This is a genomic window from Janthinobacterium sp. LM6 (assembly GCF_002002885.1).
Lineage (GTDB): Bacteria > Pseudomonadota > Gammaproteobacteria > Burkholderiales > Burkholderiaceae_D > Janthinobacterium > Janthinobacterium kumbetense.
Genome location: NZ_CP019510.1, coordinates 1,718,823 through 1,741,781, shown reverse-complemented (window position 1 = coordinate 1,741,781; position 22,959 = coordinate 1,718,823). Strand labels below are relative to the sequence as shown.

The window sequence follows — 22,959 nt, the reverse complement described above, 5'->3', positions numbered from 1 at the left end:
GCCTTACAGCAACACGCTTACTTTTTCTCGGCTTCCGCTTTCTTCGCGTCGGCAGCAGCCAGCTTGGCTTCCTTCTTCGCAGCCGCTTCCGCAGCCTTGGCTTCTTTCTTGGCGGCCGTTGCCGCTTTCTTCGCGGCAGCGGCTTCCTTCTTCGTTTCGGCAGCCGTTTTCACGGGGGCGGCATCGGCCGCGGCAGCAGCGGGAGCAGGCGCTGCGGCAGGCACTGCCTTCGCGGCGGCGGCTTCTTTCTTGGCGGCAGCGGCGGCGGCCTTGGCTTCTTTCTTGGCGGCGGCAGCTTCCTTCTTCGCTTCAGCGGCCGACTTGGCTGGCGCCGCAGCGGTGTCGGTCGCAGCAGCTGGCTTCGGTGCGGCTTCTTTCGCTGCAACTTCCTTCACAGCAGCTTCCTTTTTTGCCGGGGCAGCTTTCGCCGCCGGAGCGGGCGCCGCTGGCGCGCCGGACTTGGCCTGGCCATTCACCTGCAAGCCCGCTTCCGACAGTTTCACGGAACTTTTCGGGCCGATGCCTTTTACGCGGCTTTCGAAATCGGCCCAATCCTTGAAGGCGCCGCCCTTGGCGCGTTCATCGACGATGGCTTTCGACGTGACGGGGCCGATGCCCTTGACGCTGTCGAGTGCCGCCTGGTCCGCCTTGTTGACATCGACCTGGGCAAAGGCAAAGCCCATCGTCGCAATCAGGGTGGCGATGGCCAGCAGTATTTTTTTGAACATGGGTATCTCTCCGTGATGTGGTTTCAAGATGACTCGAACGCAAGGGAGGAACAGCGCCTCAACGGCATTAACGGCTGTGGCGTGATACGGTTGACAAGATGGGACTGTGGAACTGCGGGAAAACCTGCGCCAGATCAAACGGTCCGGCGCAGGCGGTATGACATATTACTGCGAAAACAGCTCGTCGCGGGTGACGGTGGCAGTGCCCAGCTTGCCGACGACGATGCCGCCGGCGCGGTTGGCCGTGCGCACGGCGTCGCCCAGGGCCATGCCGGCCCCCAGCATGGCTGCCATGGTGGCGATCACCGTGTCGCCGGCGCCCGAGACGTCGAACACTTCGCGCGCATCGGTCGGCATGTGCAGCACCTCGTCGGCCGTGTACAGGCTCATGCCTTCTTCCGAACGGGTCAGCAGCAAGGCGTCCAGGCCCAGTTGCGCGCGCATCTGCTGCGCGCGCTCCGTGAGTTGCTCCTCCGTGTTCCAGCTGCCGATCACGCGGCGCAGTTCGGACTTGTTCGGAGTGAGCACTGACGCACCCGAATAGCGGCTGAAATCATCGCCTTTCGGATCGACCATGACGATCTTGCCGGCGGCCCGGGCCGCCTTGATCATCTCGGCCACGTTCACCAGGCTGCCCTTGGCGTAGTCGGACAGGATCACCACGTCATAATGGGGCAGCAGCGCGTTGAACTGCGCCAGCTTGTCGCGCAGCACCGTATCGCTGGGCGCATCCTCGAAATCGATGCGCAGCATCTGCTGCTGGCGGCCGATCACGCGCAGCTTGATGATGGTGGAAATGGCCGCGTCGCGCTGCAGATAGCTGTGGATGCCGCCGCCCTCGAGCAGGCGCTCGACCTGGCTGCCGGCCTCGTCGTCGCCCACCACGCCGAGCAAGCTCGTCTTCGCGCCCAGCGCGGCCGCGTTGCGCGCCACGTTGGCCGCGCCGCCCAGGCGTTCCTCGCGCTTCTCGATGCGCACGATGGGCACGGGCGCTTCCGGCGAAATGCGGCTGACGTCGCCGAACCAGTAGCGGTCCAGCATCACATCGCCCACCACCAGCAGGCGTACCTGGGCCAATGCGGCCGGCGCCGTCAAGGCGACCACCTCTTGGGCGCTCATGCGCGCGTCAGGATCGAGCGACCGATCCCGTGGTATTCGATGCCGTTCTCGGCCATGACGGCCGGCTCGAACAGGTTGCGCCCGTCAAAGATGACGGCCTGCTTCAGGCGCGCCTTGACCTGCTCGAAATCGGGGCTGCGGAAGGCTTTCCATTCCGTCACGATGACCAGCGCATCGGCGTCCTGCAGCGCATCCTTCGGACTGTCGGCAAAGCGCACCTTCGCCAGTTGCTCCGGCGTCAAGTCCAGTTGCAGCACGCGGCGCGCCTCGGCCATGGCGACGGGGTCGTACACGGCCACGGTGGCGCCGCGTCCCAGCAAGTCGGCCAGCAGCACGCGGGCCGACGCTTCTCGCATGTCGTCCGTATTCGGCTTGAAGGCCAGGCCCCACACGGCGAAATGCCGGCCCGTCAGGTCTTCGCCGAAGCGAGTGACCACTTTGCGTCCCAGCACCTGCTTCTGCTGGTCATTGACGGCTTCGACGGCGCGCAGGATCAGCAATTCCTGGCCGTGGCCGCGCGCCGTGCGCTCGAGCGCCTGGACGTCTTTCGGGAAGCAGGAACCGCCGTAGCCGCAACCGGCGTACAGGAAGCTGTGGCCGATGCGCGGGTCGGAACCGATGCCGTGGCGCACGGCTTCGATGTCGACGCCCACCTTGTCGGCCAGGTTCGCCAATTCATTCATGAACGAGATGCGCGTGGCCAGCATGGCGTTGGCCGCATATTTCGTGAATTCGGCCGAGCGCACATCCATCCAGTAGGTGCGTTCGTGGTTGCGGTTGAACGGCGCGTACAGGCTTTTCAGCAATTCGCGCGCGCGTTCGCCGTCCGGCGTGGCGTCGACGCCGATGACGATGCGGTCCGGGCGCATGAAGTCTTCGACAGCCGCGCCCTCCTTGAGGAATTCCGGATTCGACGCCACCGAGAACGCGGCGGCCACGCCGCGCGCATCGAGTTCGCCCTGGATGGCGGCGCGCACTTTTTCGGCCGTGCCGACGGGCACGGTCGATTTGTCGACGATGACCTTGAAGTCCGTCATGTACTTGCCGATGCCGCGCGCGGCGGCCAGCACGTATTGCAAGTCGGCCGAGCCGTCTTCATCGGGCGGCGTGCCGACGGCGATAAATTGCATCACGCCGTGCGCGGCGGCAGCCTCGACGTCGGTGGAAAAGGTCATGCGCCCGGCGGCGCGGTTGCGCGCGACGACTTCTTCCAGGCCCGGTTCATGGATGGGGATGCCGCCGCTGTTGAGCAAAGCGACCTTCTGTGCGTCCAGGTCGAGGCAAAAGACGTCGTTGCCCAGCTCCGCCAGGCAGGCGCCGGTCACGAGGCCCACATAGCCCGTGCCGATAATGGTGATTTTCATGGTTGTGCCGTATTTGTAATATAAATATCTGACCTGCAAGTGCACAGCACAGGGTTCAGGGCAAGGCGCGGCGCCGAAGACAGTACGAATAGTACGGCGAGGCGCTGCAACGCAGCCATGGGCCCTGTGGCGGGCACGACTAATTCATGACGTTGAGCTCTTCCGTGCGGCGCGGCGGATAGGTTTCCCACTTGTTGCAGCCCGGACAATGCCAGTAGAACTGGCGCGCCTTGAAGCCGCAGTGGCTGCACTGGTAGCGGGCCAGCTTCTGCGTGTAGCCGTGCACGAGGTTTTTCACCATCGACAGCTCCGACCAGATGGCGGCCGGCGCATCCATCATGCGCGCTTCCAGCAGTTTATCCAGGCCCAGCAGGGTCGGCGTGCGGCGCAGCTCGGCGCTGACCAGCTGCTTCGCCGCTTCCACGCCGTCGAGTTCGATAACGGCCTTGAAGACGACTTCGATCAGGTCGATCGACGACGCCTCTTCCAGGTAGGAGCGCAGCAGGTTGACGCCTTCCTGCGGACGCCCCAGCTTGGTATAACCATCCATCAAGCGCTGCGCCACCAGGGCCACGTGCGGCACGCTTTGCTGCTCCACGCGGCGCCAGGTGGTCAGCGCGCCTTCCACGTCGCCGCGCGCCAGCAGCACGTCGCCCGTCAGGATGGTGGCGCGCACGCTCTTGCGGTCCGTCTGCAGGGCCTTTTCCAGCAGCGGCATGGCTTCGTCCGGCTTCATGTGCACCAGCGCGTCATGCGCCAGTTCGCAATAGAACTGGGCGATTTCCTTCTGGCGCGCGCCGGCGCCCGATTCCTGCAAGCCCACGGCCGCCTCGATGGCGCGCGGCCATTCCTTTTCGCGCTGATAGATTTCCAGCAGCGCGCGGCGTGCCTGGGCCGCATATTGCGTGTCGACCAGGCTGTTGAAGGTTTCCTCGGCGCGGTCCAGCAGGCCTGCCTTCAGGTAATCCATGCCCAGTTCATAGGCGGCATGGCCCTGCTGCTCCAGCGGCAAGTCCGGGCGCGCCAGCAAGTTCTGGTGCACGCGGATGGCGCGCTCCGTCTCGCCGCGGCGGCGGAACAGGTTACCCAGGGCAAAGTGCATATCGGCCGATTCCGGGTCCAGCTTGACGACTTCGATGAAGGCATCGATGGCCTTGTCATGCTGCTCATTGAGCAGGAAATTCAAGCCCTTGAAGTAATTGCGCGGCAGGCTGCGCGATTCGGATACCAGTTGATGAATGTCAACACGCGCGGCAATCCAGCCCAGCGCGAAAAACACCGGGATACCCAAGAGCCACCAGAGTTCAAAATCCATGCGATTGTTTTTATTCGAGTAAGAGAGATAGGAGCGATGGCGCCGCTTACTGCGCGCTCACGCTGTCCGGTTGCGGCTGGACATTGCTGGCCACGCCAACGGTCTGCAGCGCGGCAATGGTGGTTTTTTGCTTGCTCGCTTCGCGGCGGTGACGGAACACGGTCGGCGTCAGGGCAAGTACACCCAGGCTGGCGCCGGCGACAAAAAAGCCCAGCAGCATCAGGACCAGGGGGCCGCGAATTTCATAATTGAGGAAAACATGCAGGTCGACAACCTGCGCATTCTTCAGCGCAAAACTGAAGAACAGGACGAAGAGAACACAGCCAACGATGGTGGAGATGATTTTCATCGATAGGTCCAGAAAGAACAAAAAAATGCCCGTGCCACATGGCACAAACGTAGAGTGCTGATCAAACCGTAGCGAGCGGCAGTGAGTTGTGGCCGAGAAGCGCAACCGTGCTTGAGTACGGTGAGCATCGCAGGCCGCAAATCGCGACGCGCAGTAGGTTTGATTAGTGCTCTACGGCATATTAACAAAAAAAAGCGGCATCCAAGGACGCCGCTCTTTATTTTCCGCCTTCCAGCAGACGATTAATCCTCGATAATCGGTTGCCCGACCATCGCGTCCACCCGCTCGCGCAACTGTTTGCCCGGCTTGAAGTGGGGTACCCGTTTTTCGGGAACCATCACCTTGTCGCCGGACTTCGGGTTGCGGCCGATGCGCGGGGGCCTGCTGTTCAGGGCAAAACTGCCAAAACCGCGGATCTCGATACGCTGACCGGTCGCCAGGGCGTTGGTCATCGCATCGAGAATGGTCTTGACGGCATACTCCGCATCTTTCGCCACCAGCTGAGAATAACGCTCAGCAAGGCGGTTGATCAGCTCGGACTTTGTCATCTGCCGTATCCGCAGTCTTAGTTCTTGTTATCGAACTTAGCTTTCAACAAGGCGCCCAGGCTGGTGGTGCCCGAAGCTGCGTTGTTGTCGGTAGCTGCCATCTTCTGCATGGCTTCCTGGGTTTCAACGTTGTCTTTCGCTTTGATCGACAGTTGGATACCACGGGCTTTGCGGTCGATGTTCAACACCATTGCTTCGACGGTGTCGCCGACTTTCAGGTGCGTACCAGCATCTTCAACGCGGTCGCGCGAGATTTCGGAAGCGCGCAGGTAGCCTTCAACTTCTTCGGACAGTTGGATCACGGCGCCTTTAGGCTCAACCGATTTAACGGTGCCGGTTACCAGCGAGCCTTTGTCGTTCATGGCTGCGAAGTTGTTGAATGGGTCACCTTCCAGTTGCTTGACGCCCAGGGAAACGCGCTCGCGCTCAACGTCGATGGCCAGAACGATGGCTTCCAGTTCGTCACCTTTCTTGAAGCGACGCACGGCTTCTTCGCCGGTTTCGGTCCAGGACAGGTCGGACAGGTGCACCAGACCGTCGATGTTGCCGGCCAGGCCGATGAACACGCCGAAGTCGGTGATCGATTTGATCGCGCCGCGGACTTTGTCACCTTTCTTATGGGTAACACCGAAGTCATCCCATGGATTGGCTTTGCACTGTTTCATGCCCAGCGAAATACGACGACGCTCTTCGTCGATTTCCAGAACCATCACTTCTACTTCGTCGCCCAGCTGGACAACTTTGTTAGGAGCAACGTTTTTGTTCGTCCAGTCCATTTCGGAAACGTGTACCAGACCTTCGATACCCTGTTCCACTTCAACGAACGCGCCGTAGTCGGTCAGGTTCGTTACTTTACCGAACAGACGGGTGCTTTGTGGGTAACGACGGGACAGACCGGTCCAAGGATCGTCGCCCAGTTGTTTCACGCCCAGCGAAACACGGTTTTTCTCTTGATCGTATTTCAGGACTTTGGCGGTGATTTCCTGGCCAACCGTCAGAACTTCCGACGGGTGACGTACACGGCGCCATGCCAGGTCGGTGATGTGCAGCAGGCCATCGATACCGCCCAGATCCACGAACGCGCCGTAGTCGGTGATATTTTTGACGACGCCGGTCACGACCGTGCCTTCTTTCAGCGTTTCCATCAGTTTCTGACGCTCTTCGCCCATCGAAGCTTCGATGACGGCGCGGCGGGACAGAACCACGTTGTTACGCTTGCGATCCAGCTTGATCACTTTGAATTCGAGGGTTTTGCCTTCGAATGGGGTGGTGTCTTTGACAGGACGGGTATCAACCAGCGAGCCCGGCAGGAATGCGCGGATGCCGTTGGTCAACACGGTCAGACCGCCTTTGACTTTACCATTGACGGTACCGACGACGATTTCGCCCGATTCCATCGCTTTTTCCAGAGCCAGCCACGAAGCCAGACGCTTGGCTTTGTCGCGCGACAGGATGGTATCGCCGAAACCGTTTTCCAGCGATTCGATCGCCACGGAAACGAAGTCACCAACTTTGACTTCCAGTTCGCCGTGGTCGTTCTTGAATTCTTCGACAGGGATGAATGCTTCGGATTTGAGGCCGGCGTTGACGATCACGAAATTGTGGTCGAGGCGCACGACTTCAGCGGAAATAACTTCGCCGGAGCGCATATCTTGACGCGACAACGATTCCTCGAAGAGCGCAGCAAAACTTTCCATACCGGTAGATTCGTTAGTTGTAACAGTAGACATAGGGTTCACACAGGTTATCCAGCAGAGATCGCACGATGCGACTTAAACTGGGTTAGGTTTTTGACACACCCGGACAGGCCAGGAGCCGTCAACGGGCACCACATAGCACAACAACACGCTATTTTGCTGCAGCTGCATACCATTTCAACACGGTTTCAACGGCATCATCTGCCGTCATGGCCGACGTATCGAGGACATGCGCCCCTTCCGCGGGGACCAGCGGCGCAATCGCACGGTGAGTATCACGTTCGTCCCGCGCCTGCAAATCCATCAGAAGGTCTTCCATATTAGCAGAAAAACCCTTGTCTATCAATTGCTTGTAGCGCCGTTGCGCGCGCGCCTCGACGCTGGCGGTCAGGAACACCTTCAATGGGGCGTGCGGGAAGATCACCGTGCCCATGTCGCGCCCGTCGGCCACCAGGCCCGGCGTCTTGCGAAAGCCCAGCTGCAAACCGACCAAGGCATGGCGAACAGTTGGCAAAACAGCAATTTTCGACGCCGTATTCCCCACTTCTTCGGCACGGATCTGCTCGGTGACATTTTCATGCGCCAGCAGGATCTCGCCGCCCGCAAAATGACAGGGCAAGTGTTCGGCCAGCTTGGCCAGCGCGTGCTCGTCCCGCAAGTCCGTGCCGCGGCGCAGCGCACTCAAGGCCGTTAGGCGGTACAGCGCGCCCGAGTCCAGGTAATGAAAGCCCAGCTTGTCGGCCACGCGGTGCGCCACCGTCCCCTTGCCGGAAGCGGTGGGGCCGTCGATGGCGATGACTGGGATGTGGGAGGTCGGCATAGTATGAGCAATCAATTAAATCAGGGTGTCTTTGGCAATCCCCGCAAACGCGGCGAAATACTCGGGGAAGGTCTTGGCCACGCATTTCGGGTCGTTGATGCGCATCTCGTTGCCGCGGCGGGCGGCGCCGTCCAGCGAGGCCAGCGAAAAGCACATGGCCATGCGGTGGTCGTCATACGTGTCGATGGTGGCGGCAAGAATCTGCGCCGGCGGCGTCACGCGCAGGTAATCCGCGCCCTCTTCCACTTCCGCGCCCAGCTTGCGCAACTCCGTTGCCATGGCGGCCAGGCGGTCCGTCTCTTTTACGCGCCAGCTGGCGATATTGCGCAAGGTCGAAGTGCCGTCTGCGTACAGGGCTGCCACGGCGATCGTCATGGCCGCGTCGGGGATGTGGTTAAAGTCCATGTCGACGGCTTTCAGGATGCCGTTCGAACGGGCTTCGATCCAGTTCTCGCCCATGGTGATGGTCGCGCCCATCTGCTGCAAGGCTTCGACAAACCGCACGTCGCCCTGGATGCTGTCGCGTCCCACGCCTTCCACGCGCACGGGACCGCCGCCGATGGCGCCAGCCGCCAGGAAATACGAGGCCGACGAAGCGTCGCCTTCCACGTGGATGGTGCCCGGGCTTTGATATTGCTGGCCCGGCTGCACGGTAAACGACTGCCAGCCGTCATGTTCGACCGTCACGCCGAAACGGCGCATCAGGTTCAGGGTGATCTCGATGTATGGCTTCGAAATCAGCTCGCCCGTGACATCGATGGTGACGGCATGGTCGCGCGCCATCAGCGGCGCCACCATCAAGAGGGCCGTCAGGAACTGGCTCGACACGTTGCCGCGCACGGCGATGCGCTGCGCGTGGATGTGGCCGCGGCGGATGCGCAGCGGCGGGAAGCCCTGCTCGCCCGTGTATTCGATCTGCGTGCCGACGGCGTTCAGCGCGTCGACCAGGTCGCCGATCGGGCGCTCGTGCATGCGCGACACGCCGTGCAGCGTGTAGTCGCCGCCGATGACGGCCAGCGCCGCCGTCAGCGGGCGGATCGCCGTGCCGGCATTGCCCATGAAGAGGTCAGCCTCGTGGTGCGGGAACACGCCGCCGCAGCCTTCCACGTGGTGGATCTGGTGCGCGGTGGCCGGGTCGCCCTGCAACTCGTCCTGCGTCCATTTGACGCCCAGCGACGTCAGGGCCGTCAGCATGACGAAGGTATCGTCGGAGGCGAGCAAGTCGACGATCTTCGTCGTGCCCTTGGCCAGCGCGGCCAGCAGCAGCACGCGGTTGGAAATGCTTTTCGAGCCGGGCAAGCGCACCGTGCCCTCGGCGTGCATCACCGGTTTCAAGTCGATATGGTGGGGGTAGTGCTTGGTCTGGGTCATGCTGGAATCCTTCAATTATTGTGCGGGCGCGGGAACTTCCGCCGTCTCGATCGCCTCGATCCATTGCTGCCGCGCGTGCTGGGCGTTCGCGTACACGCCCTCGATGGCGGCGCCGTCGTTCGCGGCCAGGTGGGCGCGCAAGGCCGTCAACTGCGCCAGGTAGGCGTCCAGTTCGTGCAGCAGCGCCGGCTGGTTGGCCAGGCTGATGTCGCGCCACATTTCCGGCGATGAGCCGGCAATGCGCGTAAAGTCGCGAAAGCCGCTGGCCGCGTATTGAAACAGCAGGCCCGCGTGCGGTTTGTTGGCGATGTCGTCGACCAGCGCAAAGGCCAGCAAATGCGGCAGATGGCTGACGGCGGCAAACACCTTGTCATGTTCTTCGGGCGTCAACGTGTGCAGGATGGCGCCGCAGGCTCGCCAGGCGGCCGCCACGCGCTCGACGTCGTCCGCGGCGTTTTCCGCCAGCGGCGTGAGCACCACTTTCTTGCCTTGATACAGATCAATGATGGCGGCGTCGGGACCATTCGTCTCGCGCCCCGCGATCGGGTGGCCGGGCACGAATTGCGCCACCTTGCCGCCGAGCGCCGCGCGCGCGGCCGCCACCACGTCGCTCTTCGTGCTGCCCCCATCGGTGACGATGGTGCCGGGTTGCAGGTGCGGCGCGATGGATGCCAGGATGGGCCCCGTCTGCGCCACGGGCGCGGCCAGCAGCACCAGGTCGGCGCCAAGCAAGGCCTCAGCCATATCGCCGCCGATCTCGTCGATGATACCCAGTTCGAGCGCGCGCACCATCGAGGCCGGCGAGCGGCCCATGCCGACTACCGTACCGACCGCGCCCGCGTGTTTCAAGGCGCGCGCGAACGATCCGCCGATCAGGCCTACGCCAAAAATGACGACCTTCTTCAGTGCAGGCGTCGTCATGGCGTCAGGCCAGCGCTTTCGTCAGCGCGGCGATGAAGATGGCGTTTTCCTGCGGCAGGCCGATGGAAATGCGCAGCCATTGCGGCAAGCCATAGCTGCCGACGGGGCGCACGATCACACCCTGCTTGAGCAGCGCCAGGTTGACTCTGGCGCCGGCGCCGTCGTCGTCGCCCACCTTCACCAGCACGAAATTGCCGTGCGACGGCACGTATTCCAGGCCCAGTTGCGCAAACGCTTCCGTGAACTGCTGGTAGCCGGCCGCGTTGTTGCGCGCACTTTGCTCGAGGAAGGCCTTGTCGTTCAGGGCGGCAATCGCGGCCGCCTGCGCCAGCGAGTTGACGTTGAATGGCTGGCGGATGCGGTTCATCAGGTCCGTCAGCACCGGCTGGGCGATGGCGAAGCCGATGCGCAGGCCGGCCAGGCCATACGCCTTCGACAGGGTGCGCGAGACCACCAGGTTCGGATACTGGCGCACCCACGCCGTCGACTCGTACTGCTCGTCGGCCGACAGGAATTCGTTGTAGGCCTCGTCCAGCACGACGACGACATGCGCCGGCACTTTCTGCAGGAAGGCTTCGAGCTGCGCCGCCGTCAGGAAGGTGCCGGTCGGGTTGTTCGGGTTGGCGATGAAAATCAAACGCGTGTCGTCGGCAATCGCCGCCGCCATGGCGTCCAGGTCATGGCCATAGGCTTGCGCGGGCACGACGAGGTGGCGTGCGCCCAGGCCTTGCGTGGCCAGCGCGTACACGGCGAACGAATACTGCGAATACACGACGGATTCGCCATGCTGCACAAACGCGTGCGCGGCAATTTCCAGGATGTCGTTGCTGCCGTTGCCCAGGGTGATCCAGTCGGCCGGCACGTCATAGCGCTTGGACAGCACGGCTTTCAAGTCGAAGCCGTTGGCGTCCGGGTAGCGGCCCAGGTCATCGATGGCGGCGATCATCGCCTGCTTGGCCGATTCCGGCATGCCGTACGGGTTTTCATTCGACGCCAGCTTGACGATGGCTGCCTCGTCGAGGCCGAATTCGCGCGCGACTTCCGCGATCGGTTTGCCGCTCTGGTAAGGGGCGATGGCGCGGACGTATTCTGGACCGATATTTTTAGACATGGTGTTCTTTAAAAGTTGGTGAATGATTGGTGAAACCCAAAAGCAAGGACTGGGGTCGGAGCCTGAGGGTCCGACCCCGGCCTTTACCGGGTTACAAACTGACCGGATACGACCCCAGCACCTTGAAAAACGCCGCATTGCTTTGCAGCTCGGCCAGCGCCTGGGCGACGGCTGCGTCGTGCACGTGGCCCTCCACGTCGACATAGAAATAATACTCCCAGCTGCCCATGCGCGCCGGGCGCGACTCGAAGCGCGTCATCGACACGCCGTGTTTCGCCAGGGGCGCCAGCAACTGGTACACGGCGCCCGCCTTGTTCGGCACGGCCAGCACCAGCGACGTCTGGTCCTTGCCCGACGGCGCCGTCTGCAAGGTGCCCACGACGGCAAAGCGCGTGCGGTTGTGCGGGTCGTCCTGGATATGGCCCTTGACCACGCCCAGCTTGTACTGCGCGCCCGCCAGTTCGCTGGCGATGGCTGCCACCGTGCCGTCTTCGCCGGCCATGCGGGCAGCCTCGGCATTCGATGCCACGGCATGGCGCGCGATGTGCGGGTAATTCTGGTTCAGCCACACCTGGCACTGCGCCAGCGCCTGCGAGTGGGCGCAGATGGCGGTGACGCCATCCATGTTGCCGCTCTTCGTCATCAGGCTGTGGTGCACGGCGATCGCCACCTCGCCGCTGATGATAAGGCTCGTCTGCAGCATCATGTCCAGGGTGCGGTTGACGGCGCCTTCCGAGGAATTTTCGATCGGCACCACGCCGAAATCCGCCGTTCCCGCCTCGGCGGAGCGGAATACTTCATCGATGGACGCGCATGGCAAGCCTTCCACGGCGCTGCCGAACTGCTGGTACACGGCCTGTTCGCTGAAAGTGCCGGCCGGGCCAAGGTACGCCACGGTCACGCGCTTTTCCAGCGAGCGGCAGGACGACATGATTTCGCGGAAGATGGTCTGCACTTCGCGGTCGCCCATGGGGCCGGGATTGCGTTCGGCCACGCCGCGCAGCACCTGCGCCTCGCGCTCGGGGCGGAACACGGGCGCCTGCGTCTCGGCCTTCACGTGGCCCACTTGCTGGGCGATTTGTGCGCGGCGGTTCAGCAGTTCGAGGATTTGCGCGTCGATCGCATCGATCTGTTCGCGCAGCGGTTTCAATTTATCGGTCATGGTTGTTTGTTTCGTCAGCTGTACTTCAATCATGGCCGCGCGGCCTGCGCCGGCGGCGGGCCGGCGCGGTCGGTTAAGCGACTCAGCGTCCGGCAAACTCGTTCAGATAGGTGACCAGGGCTTGCACGCCCTCGATCGGCATCGCGTTATAGATCGATGCACGCATGCCGCCGACGGACTTGTGGCCCTTCAGTTGCAGCAGGCCGCGCTGTTTCGCGCCGGCCAGGAATGCGTCGTTCAAGCTTTCATCGCGCAGATAAAACGGGATGGTCATGCGCGAGCGGTATGCGGGGTCGACCCGGTTCTGGTAAAAGTCGTCCGCATCGAGCGCCGCGTACAGCAGCGCCGCCTTCTCAATATTACGCTGTTCCATGGCTGCAACGCCACCCTGGCGTTTGAGCCACTGGAAAACCAGGCCGGCGATATAGATGCCGTAGGTGGGCGGCGTGTTGTACATCGACTCATGTTCGGCCACGATGCTCCAGTCGAAGGCCGACGGGCAGATCGGCAGCGCCTTGCCCAGCAAGTCTTCGCGCACGATGACCAGGGTCAGGCCGGCCGGGCCGATATTTTTCTGCGCGCCGCCGAAGATGACGCCATATTGCGATACATCAATAACGCGCGACAAAATGTGCGACGACATGTCGGCCACGATGGTGGTCCCGGACGGCACGTTCGGCGCCTGCTGGAATTCCACGCCGTCGATGGTTTCATTGGTGCAGATGTGCAGGTAGGCGGCGCCTGGCGTCAGCTGCCATTCGGCGACCGGCGGCACGCCCGTGAAACGGGCGGCCTTGGACGACGCGGCCACGTTCACGTTGGCGTACTTGGCCGCTTCCTGGATCGACTTGCCGGACCACGAGCCCGTGTGCACGAAGTCCACGGTGGCCGGCTGCTGCGCAGCCAGGCCCACCAGGTTCATGGGAATGATGGCGTTCTCGCCCAGGCCACCGCCCTGCAGGAACAGGATCTTGTAGTTGTCGGGCACGGCCAGCAGCTCGCGCAGGTCGGCCACTGCCTGCTTGTAGATGGAAATGAATTCGGGACCCCGGTGGCTCATTTCCATCACCGACATGCCGCTGCCATGCCAGTCCTGCATCTCGGCAGCCGCTTGCGCCAGCACTTCCTTGGGCAGGACGGCGGGGCCGGCGGAAAAATTGTAGATATGGGTCACGATATGGTCCTTGGCAAAATGGGAATCTTATTGGGGCGACTGCGTGGCCGCCCGCATGACCTGGTCAAGCACGGCATTCACGCGCGGGATCAGCACGCGCTGGCTGATGGCCATCGATTCGGCCGACAGCTGCGGCATGGTGGCCAGCATCTTGCGGCCCAGCGGCGTCTTGTAGAAGGCCGTCAGCTGCTCGACTTCGGGCACCGTGTAAAAGCGCGCGTACAGGGGCACCATTTCGGCGGCCAGCTCGTCGATCAGGGTCGGGTCGGCCAGCACCTGCGTCAGGGTGCCGATGGCCAGGGGGATTTCTTCCTCGGCGCTGGCCAGCGCGCGCGCCTTGCGCTGCTCGTCCAGCTTCGGGTTGCTGTTGATTTGCTGCTGCGCCGACTGGCGGATCATGGCCGGCACCGATTGCAGCATCTGGTCGAAGATGCTGCGCGTGAGCTGCGGGAACTGCATCGCGTCGAGCATGCGCCGCACGGCCACTTTCATGGCGGGGCTGGGCGCCGCCTGGCGGGCGGGCGTGGCCTGCGCGTTCTGGGCCAGGGCCGGCAGGGTCGCAAGGAAGGCCAGCGAAAACGCGGCGAAGAAGGTGGCGACGATTTTTCTCATGGCATGCGGGACTTTACAAAAGCGGGGAACTATCTGGGGGTACGCAGGCTGGCGCCGCAACTGGCACGCCAACAGCAATTGGGGCTCCCGAAAGAGCCCCAATCATCTTACTCCGGCTGCGCCGGGTCGACAGGATCGGCCGGTTCAGCCGCTGCCGGCGCGGCCGCAGCCTCCTGGCCCGCCTCCGTCGTCAGTTCGACTTCGTCGATATCCGTCTCCACCACGCGCTGCAGGCCGGACAGCTTGGTGCCGTCTTCCACGGCGATCAGGGTCACGCCCTGCGTCGCGCGGCCCATCTCGCGGATTTCCGACACGCGGGTGCGGATCAATACGCCACCGGTGGTGATCAGCATGATTTCATCGCTGGTATCGACCAGGGTCGCGGCAACCACTTTACCGTTGCGCTCGCTGGTCTGGATGGCGATCATGCCTTTCGTGCCACGGCCATGGCGCGTGTACTCGGTGATCGGCGTACGCTTGCCGTAGCCGTTTTCCGTGGCCGTCAGCACCGACTGCTGCTCGTTCTCGGCCACCAGCAGGGCGATCACGTGCTGGCCTTCTTCCAGGTTCATGCCGCGCACGCCGCGCGCCGTACGGCCCATCGGACGCACGTCGTTTTCGTCGAAGCGCACTGCCTTGCCCGAATCGGAGAACAGCATCACGTCGTGCTGGCCGTCGGTCAGCGCCGCGCCGATCAGGAAGTCGCCGTCGTCCAGGTCGACCGCGATGATGCCGGCCTTGCGTGGATTGCTGAAATCCTTCAGCGGCGTCTTCTTGACGGTGCCGAGGCTGGTCGACATGAACACGTAATGGTCTTCCGGGAACGTGCGGTTCTCGCCCGACAGCGGCAGGATCACGGTGATCTTTTCGTTGTCCTGCAGCGGGAACATGTTGACGATCGGCTTGCCGCGCGAATTGCGCGAGCCTTGCGGCACTTCCCACACCTTCAGCCAGTACATGCGGCCACGATCCGAGAAGCACAGGATGTAGTCGTGCGTATTGGCGATGAACAGCTGGTCGATCCAGTCTTCCTCTTTCGTCGCCATGGCCTGCTTGCCGCGGCCGCCGCGCTTCTGCGCGCGGTATTCGGTGATCGGCTGGGCCTTCATGTAGCCGGTGTGCGACAGAGTCACGACCATGTCCTGCGGCGTGATCAGATCTTCCGTTTCCAGGTCGGTCGCGTTCAATTCGATCTGCGAGCGGCGCACGTCCTTGTTGCCGGCGCCGTATTCGTTCTTCGCCGCCGTCATTTCGTCGGTGATGATGATGGTGACGCGTTCCGGCTTGGCCAGGATGTCGAGCAAGTCGGCGATATGTTCCATCACGTCCTTGTACTCGTTGACGATCTTGTCCTGTTCCAGGCCGGTCAGGCGCTGCAGGCGCATTTGCAGAATTTCCTGCGCCTGGTCGTCCGACAGCTTGTACAGGCCATCCGTCTGCATGCCATAGTGCTTCGGCAGGTTTTCCGGACGGTAGGCGTCGATGCCGCCTGGCGTCGAGCCGTCGCCCGTGCGGGCCAGCATTTCGCGCACGACGGACGAATCCCAGGCCTTGGCCATCAGTTCGACCTTGGCAATCGGCGGCGTCGGCGCGGCCTTGATGATGGCGATGAAGTCATCGATGTTGGCCAGCGCGACAGCCAGGCCTTCCAATACGTGACCGCGTTCGCGCGCCTTGCGCAGTTCGAACACGGTGCGGCGCGTCACCACTTCGCGGCGGTGCGACAGGAAGCATTGCAGCATCTGCTTGAGGTTCAGCAGCTTCGGCTGGCCATCGACCAGGGCCACCATGTTCATGCCGAAGGTGTCTTGCAACTGGGTCTGCTTGTACAGGTTGTTCAGCACCACTTCCGGCACTTCGCCCCGTTTCAGCTCGATCACCACGCGCATGCCCGACTTGTCGGATTCGTCGCGGATGTCGGAAATGCCGTCGAGCTTCTTGTCGCGCACGTTTTCAGCGATGCGTTCCAGCAAGGATTTCTTGTTGACCTGGAATGGCAGCTCGTCGACGATGATGGCGATGCGGCCGCCATCCTTGCCGTATTCTTCGAAGTGGGTCTTGGCGCGCATCACCACGCGGCCGCGGCCCGTGCGGTAGCCGTCGCGCACGCCGGACACGCCATAGATGATGCCGGCCGTCGGGAAGTCCGGCGCCGGGATCAGCTCGATCAACTCATCGATCGTGCACTCGGGGTTGCGCAGCACGTGCAGCGCGCCGTCGATGACTTCGGTGATGTTGTGTGGCGGAATGTTCGTCGCCATGCCGACCGCGATACCGGACGAGCCATTGATCAGCAGGTTCGGGATACGCGTCGGCAAGACCGTCGGTTCCTTTTCCTTGCCATCGTAGTTGGGCTGGAAGTCGACGGTGTCCTTGTCGATATCGGCCAGCAGTTCGCTGGCGATCTTGTCCAGGCGGCACTCGGTGTAACGCATCGCCGCGGCGCCGTCGCCGTCGACGGAACCGAAGTTGCCCTGGCCATCGACGAGCATGTAGCGCAGCGAGAAATCCTGCGCCATGCGCACCAGCGTGTCGTAGATCGAGGCATCGCCGTGGGGATGGTATTTACCCATGGTTTCGCCGACCACGCGGGCGCACTTGACGTAAGGGCGGTTCCACACGTTGTTCATTTCATGCATCGCGAACAAGACGCGGCGGTGCACTGGCTTCAAGCCATCGCGCGCATCGGGCAAGGCGCGACCGACGATCACGCTCATGGCGTAATCGAGGTAGCTCTTGCGCATCTCTTCTTCGAGGGAAATAGGAATTGTTTCTTTTGCGAATTGATCCATTGGCGGTTCGACTGATCTCAGGCTGTGGTTAACTTATCTGTTACGCAATGTATGACGCAATACTGCATATCCTGGGTGGCTGTCGTCGTGGACGCCGCGCCGCGCGCTGCTGGCGCGGCCCGGCTTCCATGTCGCAGAGTGCCGGAACAAATCGGCGGGCTGGCGGCACGGCCAGTACGTGTACCGCAGTGGTACGTGCTGGCCATGCAGTGCCGCCGTGGGCATTTGCCCGACACTCTTAACAGTCAAGCGCACGATTTTAGCATGCGCGCCCGGCTACCTGTACAAATTGGCCATACCAACAAGATTGGCAGTTTGCACCGGAGCCGTGCAGCCTGACCTGTCGATAATGCACAATGGCAATATCAGTTCAAGACACCTGCCCTTAAAAGAGGCAAAAAAAACGATCAATTGTTACAGACGCGTTACAAATGGGCATTTTCGTTGCGCAAAAACAACGCGCGGTCTAAAATCGGGCAAGCTTTGATTTAACCACGGTCGTGCGCCCCTGATGCGTGTGGCAAAATGACTGGGAAGTTAATTGCTAGTTTCGCAATCTGAAACGAGCGCATATGGTCTACATGATAAAATCTTGGCACGTAGCACCAGTAGCGCAGTGTTGTTCTGCGGATATCACCCCCCGAAAGGAAAAAAGAATGAATAAATTTGTAACGCTGTTTTTCGCTGCATCCGCAGTGATTGCTGGCTCGGCTTCGGCCCAAACCCCAACCTCCCCACCATTCGCGCCAGTTACCACTGACATCAAAGCACCAAGCCCAAAAAGCGCTTACGTGCAAGATGCCCGCGGCGTAATCGTGCGTGACCCATTCGGCCTGTGCTGGCGTACCGGCTACTGGACACCTGCTGACGCAGTGCCAGGTTGCGACGTGCCACTGTGCGTAGAGCCAGAAACCCTGCAAGACGGCAAATGCGTGGCTCCTCCAGCACCAGTCGTACCAGCACCGGCACCAGTCGTTGTCGTACCAGTACCAGTCGTTGTTGCTCCTACCTCGGAAAAAGTCAGCTTCGCTGCTGATGCATTCTTCGATTTCGACAAAGCTACGCTGAAGCCAGAAGGCAAAGCCAAGCTGGACGAGCTGTCCGCACAACTGGGCGGCATCAACCTGGAAGTCATCATCGCTGTGGGTCACACCGACTCCGTCGGCACCGATGCTTACAACCAAAAATTGTCGGTACGTCGTGCTGATGCTGTCAAAGCCTACCTGGTCACCAAAGGCGTTGAAAGCAACCGCGTGTACACCGAAGGCAAAGGCGAGAAACAACCTGTTGCTGATAACAAAACTGCCGAAGGCCGTGCGAAAAACCGTCGCGTGGAAATCGAAGTTGTTGGTACCCGCAACAAGTAATAGCTGCCCCCCTGGACTTGCCGCAAGTCATCGCGCAAGTCAAGAACAGCATGAAAAACCCCGCCACGGCGGGGTTTTTTTTCGTCCGTGGCTGCCCGATTGTAAAATTGCCGCTATTATTCGACCTATGAACGCCGACCCTCTCGAAATCCAAAAATTCAGTGAGCTGGCCCACCGCTGGTGGGACCCCACTTCCGAGTTTCGTCCCCTGCACGAAATTAACCCCCTGCGCCTGGAATGGATCAACGCGAAAGTGCCGCTGGCCGGCAAGCGCGTGATCGACATCGGCTGCGGCGGCGGCATCCTGGCCGAATCGATGGCCCGCAAGGGCGCCGACGTGACGGGCATCGACCTGTCCGACAAGGCCCTGAAAGTGGCCGACCTGCACAGCCTGGAATCGGGCGCCAAGGTACGCTACAAGCTGATCGCCGCCGAAGCCATGGCCGAGGAAGAGGCAGGCCAGTACGACGTCGTGACCTGCATGGAAATGCTCGAGCACGTGCCGGACCCCGCCGCCATCGTCAAGGCTTGCGCCGCGCTGGTGAAACCGGGCGGCCACGTGTTCCTGTCGACCCTGAACCGCAACCCGAAAGCGTACCTGTTCGCCATCCTGGGTGCCGAATACCTGCTGCGCCTGCTGCCGAAAGGCACGCATGACTATGACAAATTCATCACCCCGTCCGAACTGTCGCAATACGTGCGCAGCGCCGGCCTGGACGTCAACAGCATGCGCGGCATGGGCTACAATCCGCTGACCAAGATTTACTCACTTAATAGCGATACCAGCGTCAATTATCTGGTGGCCTGCACCCGGCCGCTGTAACCATCACGCACAATACAAGGCGGCTGCGGCCGCCATTTTTCATTCCTACTTGACACACTTTGTCCGCCATGATCACTGACCATCTGCCAGCCCCGCGCGCCATCCTGTTCGACCTCGACGGCACCCTGGCCGACACCGCGCCCGACCTAGCGGCGGCCATCAACCTGCTGCGCGCGCGCGCCGGCCTGGCGCCGACCCCGTATGACGTCCTGCGCCCCACGGCCTCGGCCGGCGCGCGCGGCATGATAGTCGCGTCCTACGGCATCGGCCCCGGCGAAAGCGGCTACGAAGCCCTGAAAGACGGATTCCTGAACAATTACGAAGCGGCCCTGGCCGTGGAAAGCCGCCTGTTCGACGGCATCCCCGCCCTGCTGGAAGGCCTGCAAGCGCTGGGCCTGGCCTGGGGCGTGGTCACCAACAAGGCCGCCCGCTTCACCGACCCGCTGGTCGGCCAGATCGGCCTCGGTGCCGCCGGCTGCGTGGTCTCGGGCGACACCATGGCGCATCCGAAGCCGCACCCCGCCCCCCTGCTGGAAGCGGCGCGCCGCCTGGACCTGGCGCCGCAAGACTGCTGGTACGTGGGCGACGACCTGCGCGACATCCAGGCCGGCCGCGCCGCCGGCATGCGCACGGTGGCCTGCGCCTGGGGCTACTGCGGCCCCGTCGAACCGCAGCACTGGAACGCCGACCACCTGCTGGATACCCCGCATGCGCTGCTCGAGCTGGTCAGCGCGGTGGTGAAGGCGGCGCAGGCCCGGCAATTGGCGGCATAAATCGGCCTGCGCTTGATCTGGCACACCAGCAAGCGAATGCGCCATGCAAGAGTGGTCAGATTGCGCTACAATGAAGGTTCTGTGGGGACGACCTGGTTTCGACGTGGGTTGCAAAGCAGCGCAGGGCATACCGAGGGCGGGCTACCTCGTAAATACAACCTGAAAAAACTTAACTGCAAACGATAACTCGTACGCACTGGCAGCTTAATCGCTGTTAGCTCTAGAACACCTCGTCCCTGGGGTGGGCCGTCAAAAGCTCTAGAGTCATTTACAGGGACTCGTCGTATGCTGGGTTACTTAGCGTCCGACTAAATAATAGGTAACTCGCTTGCCCATAACGTGCACATCCGTGCTGGCTGAGTTAAATTAAATGATAGTGCTAAGTATGTAGAACTGTCTGTGGAGTGCTTGCGGACGCGGGTTCGATTCCCGCCGTCTCCACCACTGAATTGTTTAGAATCAAGTAGTTAGCAAGAAGAAGGCTGTCATTATTTGGGTTGTTTTTGGGCTGTTTTAGCCTAGGAATGACAACAAAATGACAGCCTTTTTTGTTGAAGAACACCATCGTCTGACTAATGCTTCCGATCATTTATTTATCGCAAAGCAACCTTATATTTGCTAGAATTTCAACATTCAATCCCCTGTCTACAGGGTGAAAATGTGCTGCTACTGCGCCATAAACGACACATCAATACTCACCAAATGACAACAACGCAAGACCTTCGCATGCTAGCAAAAGTATTCACGCGGCCAGTCTTCGCGAATTTGGCACGAACTGGGAACCCTCATCCAGTATTAGATATTCTTGCAAAGCATGCCTTAATTTCTAAAAATCCCCTTAGGCCAGCAACCCTTGCATCGGCCTTTGAAGATGGCTGGGAAATCTTGGCAGCAGGGTATCGCAATGAGTATGTGTACAAAAATGAGCTGGCGACTCGCCTAGTATTCAAGCGACACAGCCCTCGCACAGCGAGTTTTCAAGTAGAACTTGGCGTGGGAAGTTCAATCGTTGATGTTGCTATTGCGAATGGCACCAGTACTGCGTATGAAATTAAAACTGAATTCGATAGTAGCAAACGTCTCAAAAGCCAAACTGCGGACTATTTACGAGTCTTTGATAAGGTGTACGTCGTCACCCATCCAAATCATGTTGAACGCTACGAGCGAGAGCTTGATCCGAAGGTTGGTCTAATTGTTTTAAGTCCTAAACACGCACTCTCCCCTCTTAGAGAGGCACGTTCAAACATCGAAAATGTCGAGCCACGTGCGGTGTTCAGGTGTTTGAGGCGAGCCGAGTACTTAAGCGCCACAAAGGAATTGTTCGGCGAATCGCCAACATTACCAAACGGTGTCATTGCCGCCTATTGTGAAAAACTTTTTCTTAATTTATCTCCAGAAGAAGCCCATCGAGTCTTTGTGAAAGCACTTCGCGCTCGCACTACAGATAAAAGTACGGTAGACTTTATTTCGTTATTGCCGCCTTCTTTGCGAGCGCTCGGCTATGCGACCCCTCTCTCAAACCGTCAACGGGGAACGCTGACTGATTTACTTTCCTGTCCGTTGGGGACGTAACAGACTCTCAATGAGGAGGTTCGGCCGTATGTATATATGGTTTGTTCTCTCTTCCTTTAGGAGTTGCCGTCATGTATTTTCCGTATGTTTATGGCCGTAGACATGAATTACTTGCGTTGCGTAGCGCAAACAGCAAATATCTGGACCCAGAGCTAGTGGTTCCAATTATAGAACCAGTAAATAGTAACTCAGGTGATCTTATTCGTTGCCTTGAGATCATAGGTAAGGAAAATAAGACCGCAATAGTCATTGCAAACCCTACTCAGGGTGACTTTAAGGATAAGGTTCCGGATGACTGGAGAGAGACGTTAAAGACGTGCTTTGAAAAGTATAGCTCGCTAATTCCAGGTGTTTTACTGCATAGCGGAGCTAGATCTCCCAAACTCAGCGCTGTTGAAAAATACGCGGCAAAGTATGAGGGACGTGGAATAGCATTGCTTTATCGCAATTGCGCCCTACCACAAGCAGACAATATTTCCCTAATGGCAATAAAAAATATTGCTTACCATATCGTACTGCAGAAAAAAATCTCGGATTCCCATCTAAAAATACTGCCCCCTACTAAACTGGTTCATGTCGTTGACGGCTTCAACAAGCAGCTTCGAAACGCAGATTATGGCAGCACAGAGCTATTTTCAGACAGTCATAAGACCTTCAGAGAGCATGGAGTAGGCTTTGGCGATTACACAGTCATCGGCGAACCTTTCAATGTAGGTGGTGGCCGCCCTGGTGCTGTAGCAATGCATATTACATATCGAGATCTCAAAAAGGACGAAATATGGGTTTACCATTTCATTTCCGACGAGACCGACCGAGACTTGGGTACGGTTGAAGGAAAGTATTTGGAAGCATTGGAAAAATTTAAAAATACTTACCTCAAACACCCAATTGAAATAGGGCATAATCCGGCAATTCAGGAATATCTCAATGATCATGCAAGTGATCACTTTCCGGGGCTAGGAAAGAATAAAGAACGCCAAGTATTACATCACATTGCTCGCATTCATGACCTACTACTGGCCGGAATATAAAAATTCTATCTAACTAAAAATACTCACAAGAGGATTGCCAATAAATCATTAAATAGCAATCCGCTACCGGTATAACTCGATGCAAGAACCACTTCAAAGTACGTCAAAATGCGTCAAATCGCACGCCCCTTCTTCGCCCTGCCGCCCCAGTCCTCATGCGCCTTCGGCCATGGCGCACATTTGAGTCAAAAGAGCCCTATATAGCGAGCAGGTGTGGAGGGGGGACAACTGCGCGCGCCGGGCCGAAATGGGCCTTTTTCTTGCTCCAAGAGCAACGTCATTTGCCGGGACATGAAAAAGCCGCCCCGTG

Annotated in this window: 20 protein-coding genes and 1 other RNA gene; 6 read left to right on the top strand and 15 right to left on the bottom strand. The window is 60.3% G+C overall.

Annotated elements, in window-relative coordinates:
* Positions 1-17: 17 nt before the first annotated feature.
* The 15 genes from BZG29_RS07705 to gyrA all read right to left on the bottom strand — a co-directional run bounded on the left by BZG29_RS07705 (position 18) and on the right by gyrA (position 17,083).
* On the bottom strand, positions 18-728 hold the full coding sequence (locus BZG29_RS07705) for a helix-hairpin-helix domain-containing protein (protein WP_077400772.1): 711 nt from the start codon (positions 726-728) through the stop codon (positions 18-20).
* 165 nt (positions 729-893) lie between these two features.
* Positions 894-1,847: a D-glycero-beta-D-manno-heptose-7-phosphate kinase gene (gene rfaE1, locus BZG29_RS07700; protein WP_077400769.1), complete on the bottom strand. Its 954-nt coding sequence runs from the start codon at positions 1,845-1,847 to the stop codon at positions 894-896.
* Entirely contained in the window at positions 1,844-3,211 is a 1,368-nt protein-coding gene (locus BZG29_RS07695; protein WP_077400765.1) for a UDP-glucose/GDP-mannose dehydrogenase family protein, read from the bottom strand. Before BZG29_RS07695 ends, rfaE1 begins: the two co-directional genes overlap by 4 nt.
* Positions 3,212-3,350: 139 nt before the next feature.
* Complete coding sequence (lapB, locus tag BZG29_RS07690; protein WP_077400762.1) at positions 3,351-4,526, bottom strand: lipopolysaccharide assembly protein LapB; 1,176 nt, start codon at positions 4,524-4,526, stop codon at positions 3,351-3,353.
* A gap of 46 nt (positions 4,527-4,572) precedes the next feature.
* Positions 4,573-4,875, bottom strand: coding sequence for a lipopolysaccharide assembly LapA domain-containing protein (locus tag BZG29_RS07685; RefSeq protein ID WP_077400759.1), 303 nt, complete (start codon positions 4,873-4,875; stop codon positions 4,573-4,575).
* Positions 4,876-5,117: 242 nt separating this feature from the next.
* Complete coding sequence (locus tag BZG29_RS07680; protein ID WP_008446215.1) at positions 5,118-5,423, bottom strand: integration host factor subunit beta; 306 nt, start codon at positions 5,421-5,423, stop codon at positions 5,118-5,120.
* Between the two features lie 17 nt (positions 5,424-5,440).
* Positions 5,441-7,120, bottom strand: coding sequence for a 30S ribosomal protein S1 (gene rpsA, locus BZG29_RS07675; RefSeq protein WP_034751798.1), 1,680 nt, complete (start codon positions 7,118-7,120; stop codon positions 5,441-5,443).
* A 151-nt stretch (positions 7,121-7,271) separates the two neighbouring features.
* Positions 7,272-7,940 carry a (d)CMP kinase gene (gene cmk / locus BZG29_RS07670; RefSeq protein WP_077400756.1) on the bottom strand — a complete coding sequence of 223 codons (669 nt, stop codon included), beginning with the start codon at positions 7,938-7,940 and terminating at the stop codon, positions 7,272-7,274.
* A 15-nt stretch (positions 7,941-7,955) separates the two neighbouring features.
* Complete coding sequence (aroA, locus tag BZG29_RS07665) at positions 7,956-9,311, bottom strand: 3-phosphoshikimate 1-carboxyvinyltransferase (RefSeq protein WP_077409009.1); 1,356 nt, start codon at positions 9,309-9,311, stop codon at positions 7,956-7,958.
* Between the two features lie 15 nt (positions 9,312-9,326).
* Positions 9,327-10,232, bottom strand: a complete 906-nt coding sequence (locus BZG29_RS07660; protein ID WP_171984956.1) for a prephenate dehydrogenase/arogenate dehydrogenase family protein — start codon at positions 10,230-10,232, stop codon at positions 9,327-9,329.
* Positions 10,233-10,236: 4 nt separating this feature from the next.
* Complete coding sequence (hisC, locus tag BZG29_RS07655; protein WP_077400753.1) at positions 10,237-11,343, bottom strand: histidinol-phosphate transaminase; 1,107 nt, start codon at positions 11,341-11,343, stop codon at positions 10,237-10,239.
* Positions 11,344-11,434: 91 nt separating this feature from the next.
* Entirely contained in the window at positions 11,435-12,505 is a 1,071-nt protein-coding gene (gene pheA, locus BZG29_RS07650) for a prephenate dehydratase (RefSeq protein ID WP_077400751.1), read from the bottom strand.
* A gap of 82 nt (positions 12,506-12,587) precedes the next feature.
* Positions 12,588-13,679 carry a 3-phosphoserine/phosphohydroxythreonine transaminase gene (gene serC / locus BZG29_RS07645; protein ID WP_077400748.1) on the bottom strand — a complete coding sequence of 364 codons (1,092 nt, stop codon included), beginning with the start codon at positions 13,677-13,679 and terminating at the stop codon, positions 12,588-12,590.
* Positions 13,680-13,706: 27 nt separating this feature from the next.
* Complete coding sequence (locus BZG29_RS07640) at positions 13,707-14,291, bottom strand: DUF2059 domain-containing protein (protein WP_077400745.1); 585 nt, start codon at positions 14,289-14,291, stop codon at positions 13,707-13,709.
* Positions 14,292-14,398: 107 nt separating this feature from the next.
* A complete protein-coding gene (gene gyrA / locus BZG29_RS07635) occupies positions 14,399-17,083 on the bottom strand; it encodes a DNA gyrase subunit A (protein WP_077400742.1) in 2,685 nt (894 codons plus the stop codon).
* A 656-nt stretch (positions 17,084-17,739) separates the two neighbouring features.
* Here gyrA and ompA point away from each other — a divergent pair.
* The 6 genes from ompA to BZG29_RS27670 all read left to right on the top strand — a co-directional run bounded on the left by ompA (position 17,740) and on the right by BZG29_RS27670 (position 22,649).
* Positions 17,740-18,450: an outer membrane protein OmpA gene (gene ompA / locus BZG29_RS07630; RefSeq protein WP_034782001.1), complete on the top strand. Its 711-nt coding sequence runs from the start codon at positions 17,740-17,742 to the stop codon at positions 18,448-18,450.
* 127 nt (positions 18,451-18,577) lie between these two features.
* A complete protein-coding gene (gene ubiG / locus BZG29_RS07625; protein WP_077400739.1) occupies positions 18,578-19,273 on the top strand; it encodes a bifunctional 2-polyprenyl-6-hydroxyphenol methylase/3-demethylubiquinol 3-O-methyltransferase UbiG in 696 nt (231 codons plus the stop codon).
* 68 nt (positions 19,274-19,341) lie between these two features.
* Complete coding sequence (locus BZG29_RS07620; protein WP_077409007.1) at positions 19,342-20,046, top strand: HAD-IA family hydrolase; 705 nt, start codon at positions 19,342-19,344, stop codon at positions 20,044-20,046.
* 83 nt (positions 20,047-20,129) lie between these two features.
* Positions 20,130-20,490, top strand: a transfer-messenger RNA (tmRNA) gene (ssrA, locus tag BZG29_RS07615).
* Between the two features lie 282 nt (positions 20,491-20,772).
* Positions 20,773-21,618, top strand: coding sequence for a sce7726 family protein (locus BZG29_RS07610; RefSeq protein ID WP_253192815.1), 846 nt, complete (start codon positions 20,773-20,775; stop codon positions 21,616-21,618).
* A 71-nt stretch (positions 21,619-21,689) separates the two neighbouring features.
* Positions 21,690-22,649, top strand: a complete 960-nt coding sequence (locus tag BZG29_RS27670) for a sce7725 family protein (RefSeq protein ID WP_150130828.1) — start codon at positions 21,690-21,692, stop codon at positions 22,647-22,649.
* Positions 22,650-22,959: the final 310 nt, after the last annotated feature.

Coding starts and splice junctions, on each gene's coding strand:
- aroA (WP_077409009.1), bottom strand. CDS start 9,311: ATGACCCAGACCAAGCACTACCCCCACCATATCGACTTGAAACCGGTG.
- lapB (WP_077400762.1), bottom strand. CDS start 4,526: ATGGATTTTGAACTCTGGTGGCTCTTGGGTATCCCGGTGTTTTTCGCG.
- ubiG (WP_077400739.1), top strand. CDS start 18,578: ATGAACGCCGACCCTCTCGAAATCCAAAAATTCAGTGAGCTGGCCCAC.
- gyrA (WP_077400742.1), bottom strand. CDS start 17,083: ATGGATCAATTCGCAAAAGAAACAATTCCTATTTCCCTCGAAGAAGAG.
- pheA (WP_077400751.1), bottom strand. CDS start 12,505: ATGACCGATAAATTGAAACCGCTGCGCGAACAGATCGATGCGATCGAC.
- hisC (WP_077400753.1), bottom strand. CDS start 11,343: ATGTCTAAAAATATCGGTCCAGAATACGTCCGCGCCATCGCCCCTTAC.
- BZG29_RS07660 (WP_171984956.1), bottom strand. CDS start 10,232: ATGACGACGCCTGCACTGAAGAAGGTCGTCATTTTTGGCGTAGGCCTG.
- rpsA (WP_034751798.1), bottom strand. CDS start 7,120: ATGGAAAGTTTTGCTGCGCTCTTCGAGGAATCGTTGTCGCGTCAAGAT.
- BZG29_RS07640 (WP_077400745.1), bottom strand. CDS start 14,291: ATGAGAAAAATCGTCGCCACCTTCTTCGCCGCGTTTTCGCTGGCCTTC.
- BZG29_RS27670 (WP_150130828.1), top strand. CDS start 21,690: ATGTATTTTCCGTATGTTTATGGCCGTAGACATGAATTACTTGCGTTG.
- ompA (WP_034782001.1), top strand. CDS start 17,740: ATGAATAAATTTGTAACGCTGTTTTTCGCTGCATCCGCAGTGATTGCT.
- BZG29_RS07680 (WP_008446215.1), bottom strand. CDS start 5,423: ATGACAAAGTCCGAGCTGATCAACCGCCTTGCTGAGCGTTATTCTCAG.
- BZG29_RS07705 (WP_077400772.1), bottom strand. CDS start 728: ATGTTCAAAAAAATACTGCTGGCCATCGCCACCCTGATTGCGACGATG.
- cmk (WP_077400756.1), bottom strand. CDS start 7,940: ATGCCGACCTCCCACATCCCAGTCATCGCCATCGACGGCCCCACCGCT.
- BZG29_RS07695 (WP_077400765.1), bottom strand. CDS start 3,211: ATGAAAATCACCATTATCGGCACGGGCTATGTGGGCCTCGTGACCGGC.
- rfaE1 (WP_077400769.1), bottom strand. CDS start 1,847: ATGAGCGCCCAAGAGGTGGTCGCCTTGACGGCGCCGGCCGCATTGGCC.
- BZG29_RS07685 (WP_077400759.1), bottom strand. CDS start 4,875: ATGAAAATCATCTCCACCATCGTTGGCTGTGTTCTCTTCGTCCTGTTC.
- BZG29_RS07620 (WP_077409007.1), top strand. CDS start 19,342: ATGATCACTGACCATCTGCCAGCCCCGCGCGCCATCCTGTTCGACCTC.
- BZG29_RS07610 (WP_253192815.1), top strand. CDS start 20,773: ATGCTAGCAAAAGTATTCACGCGGCCAGTCTTCGCGAATTTGGCACGA.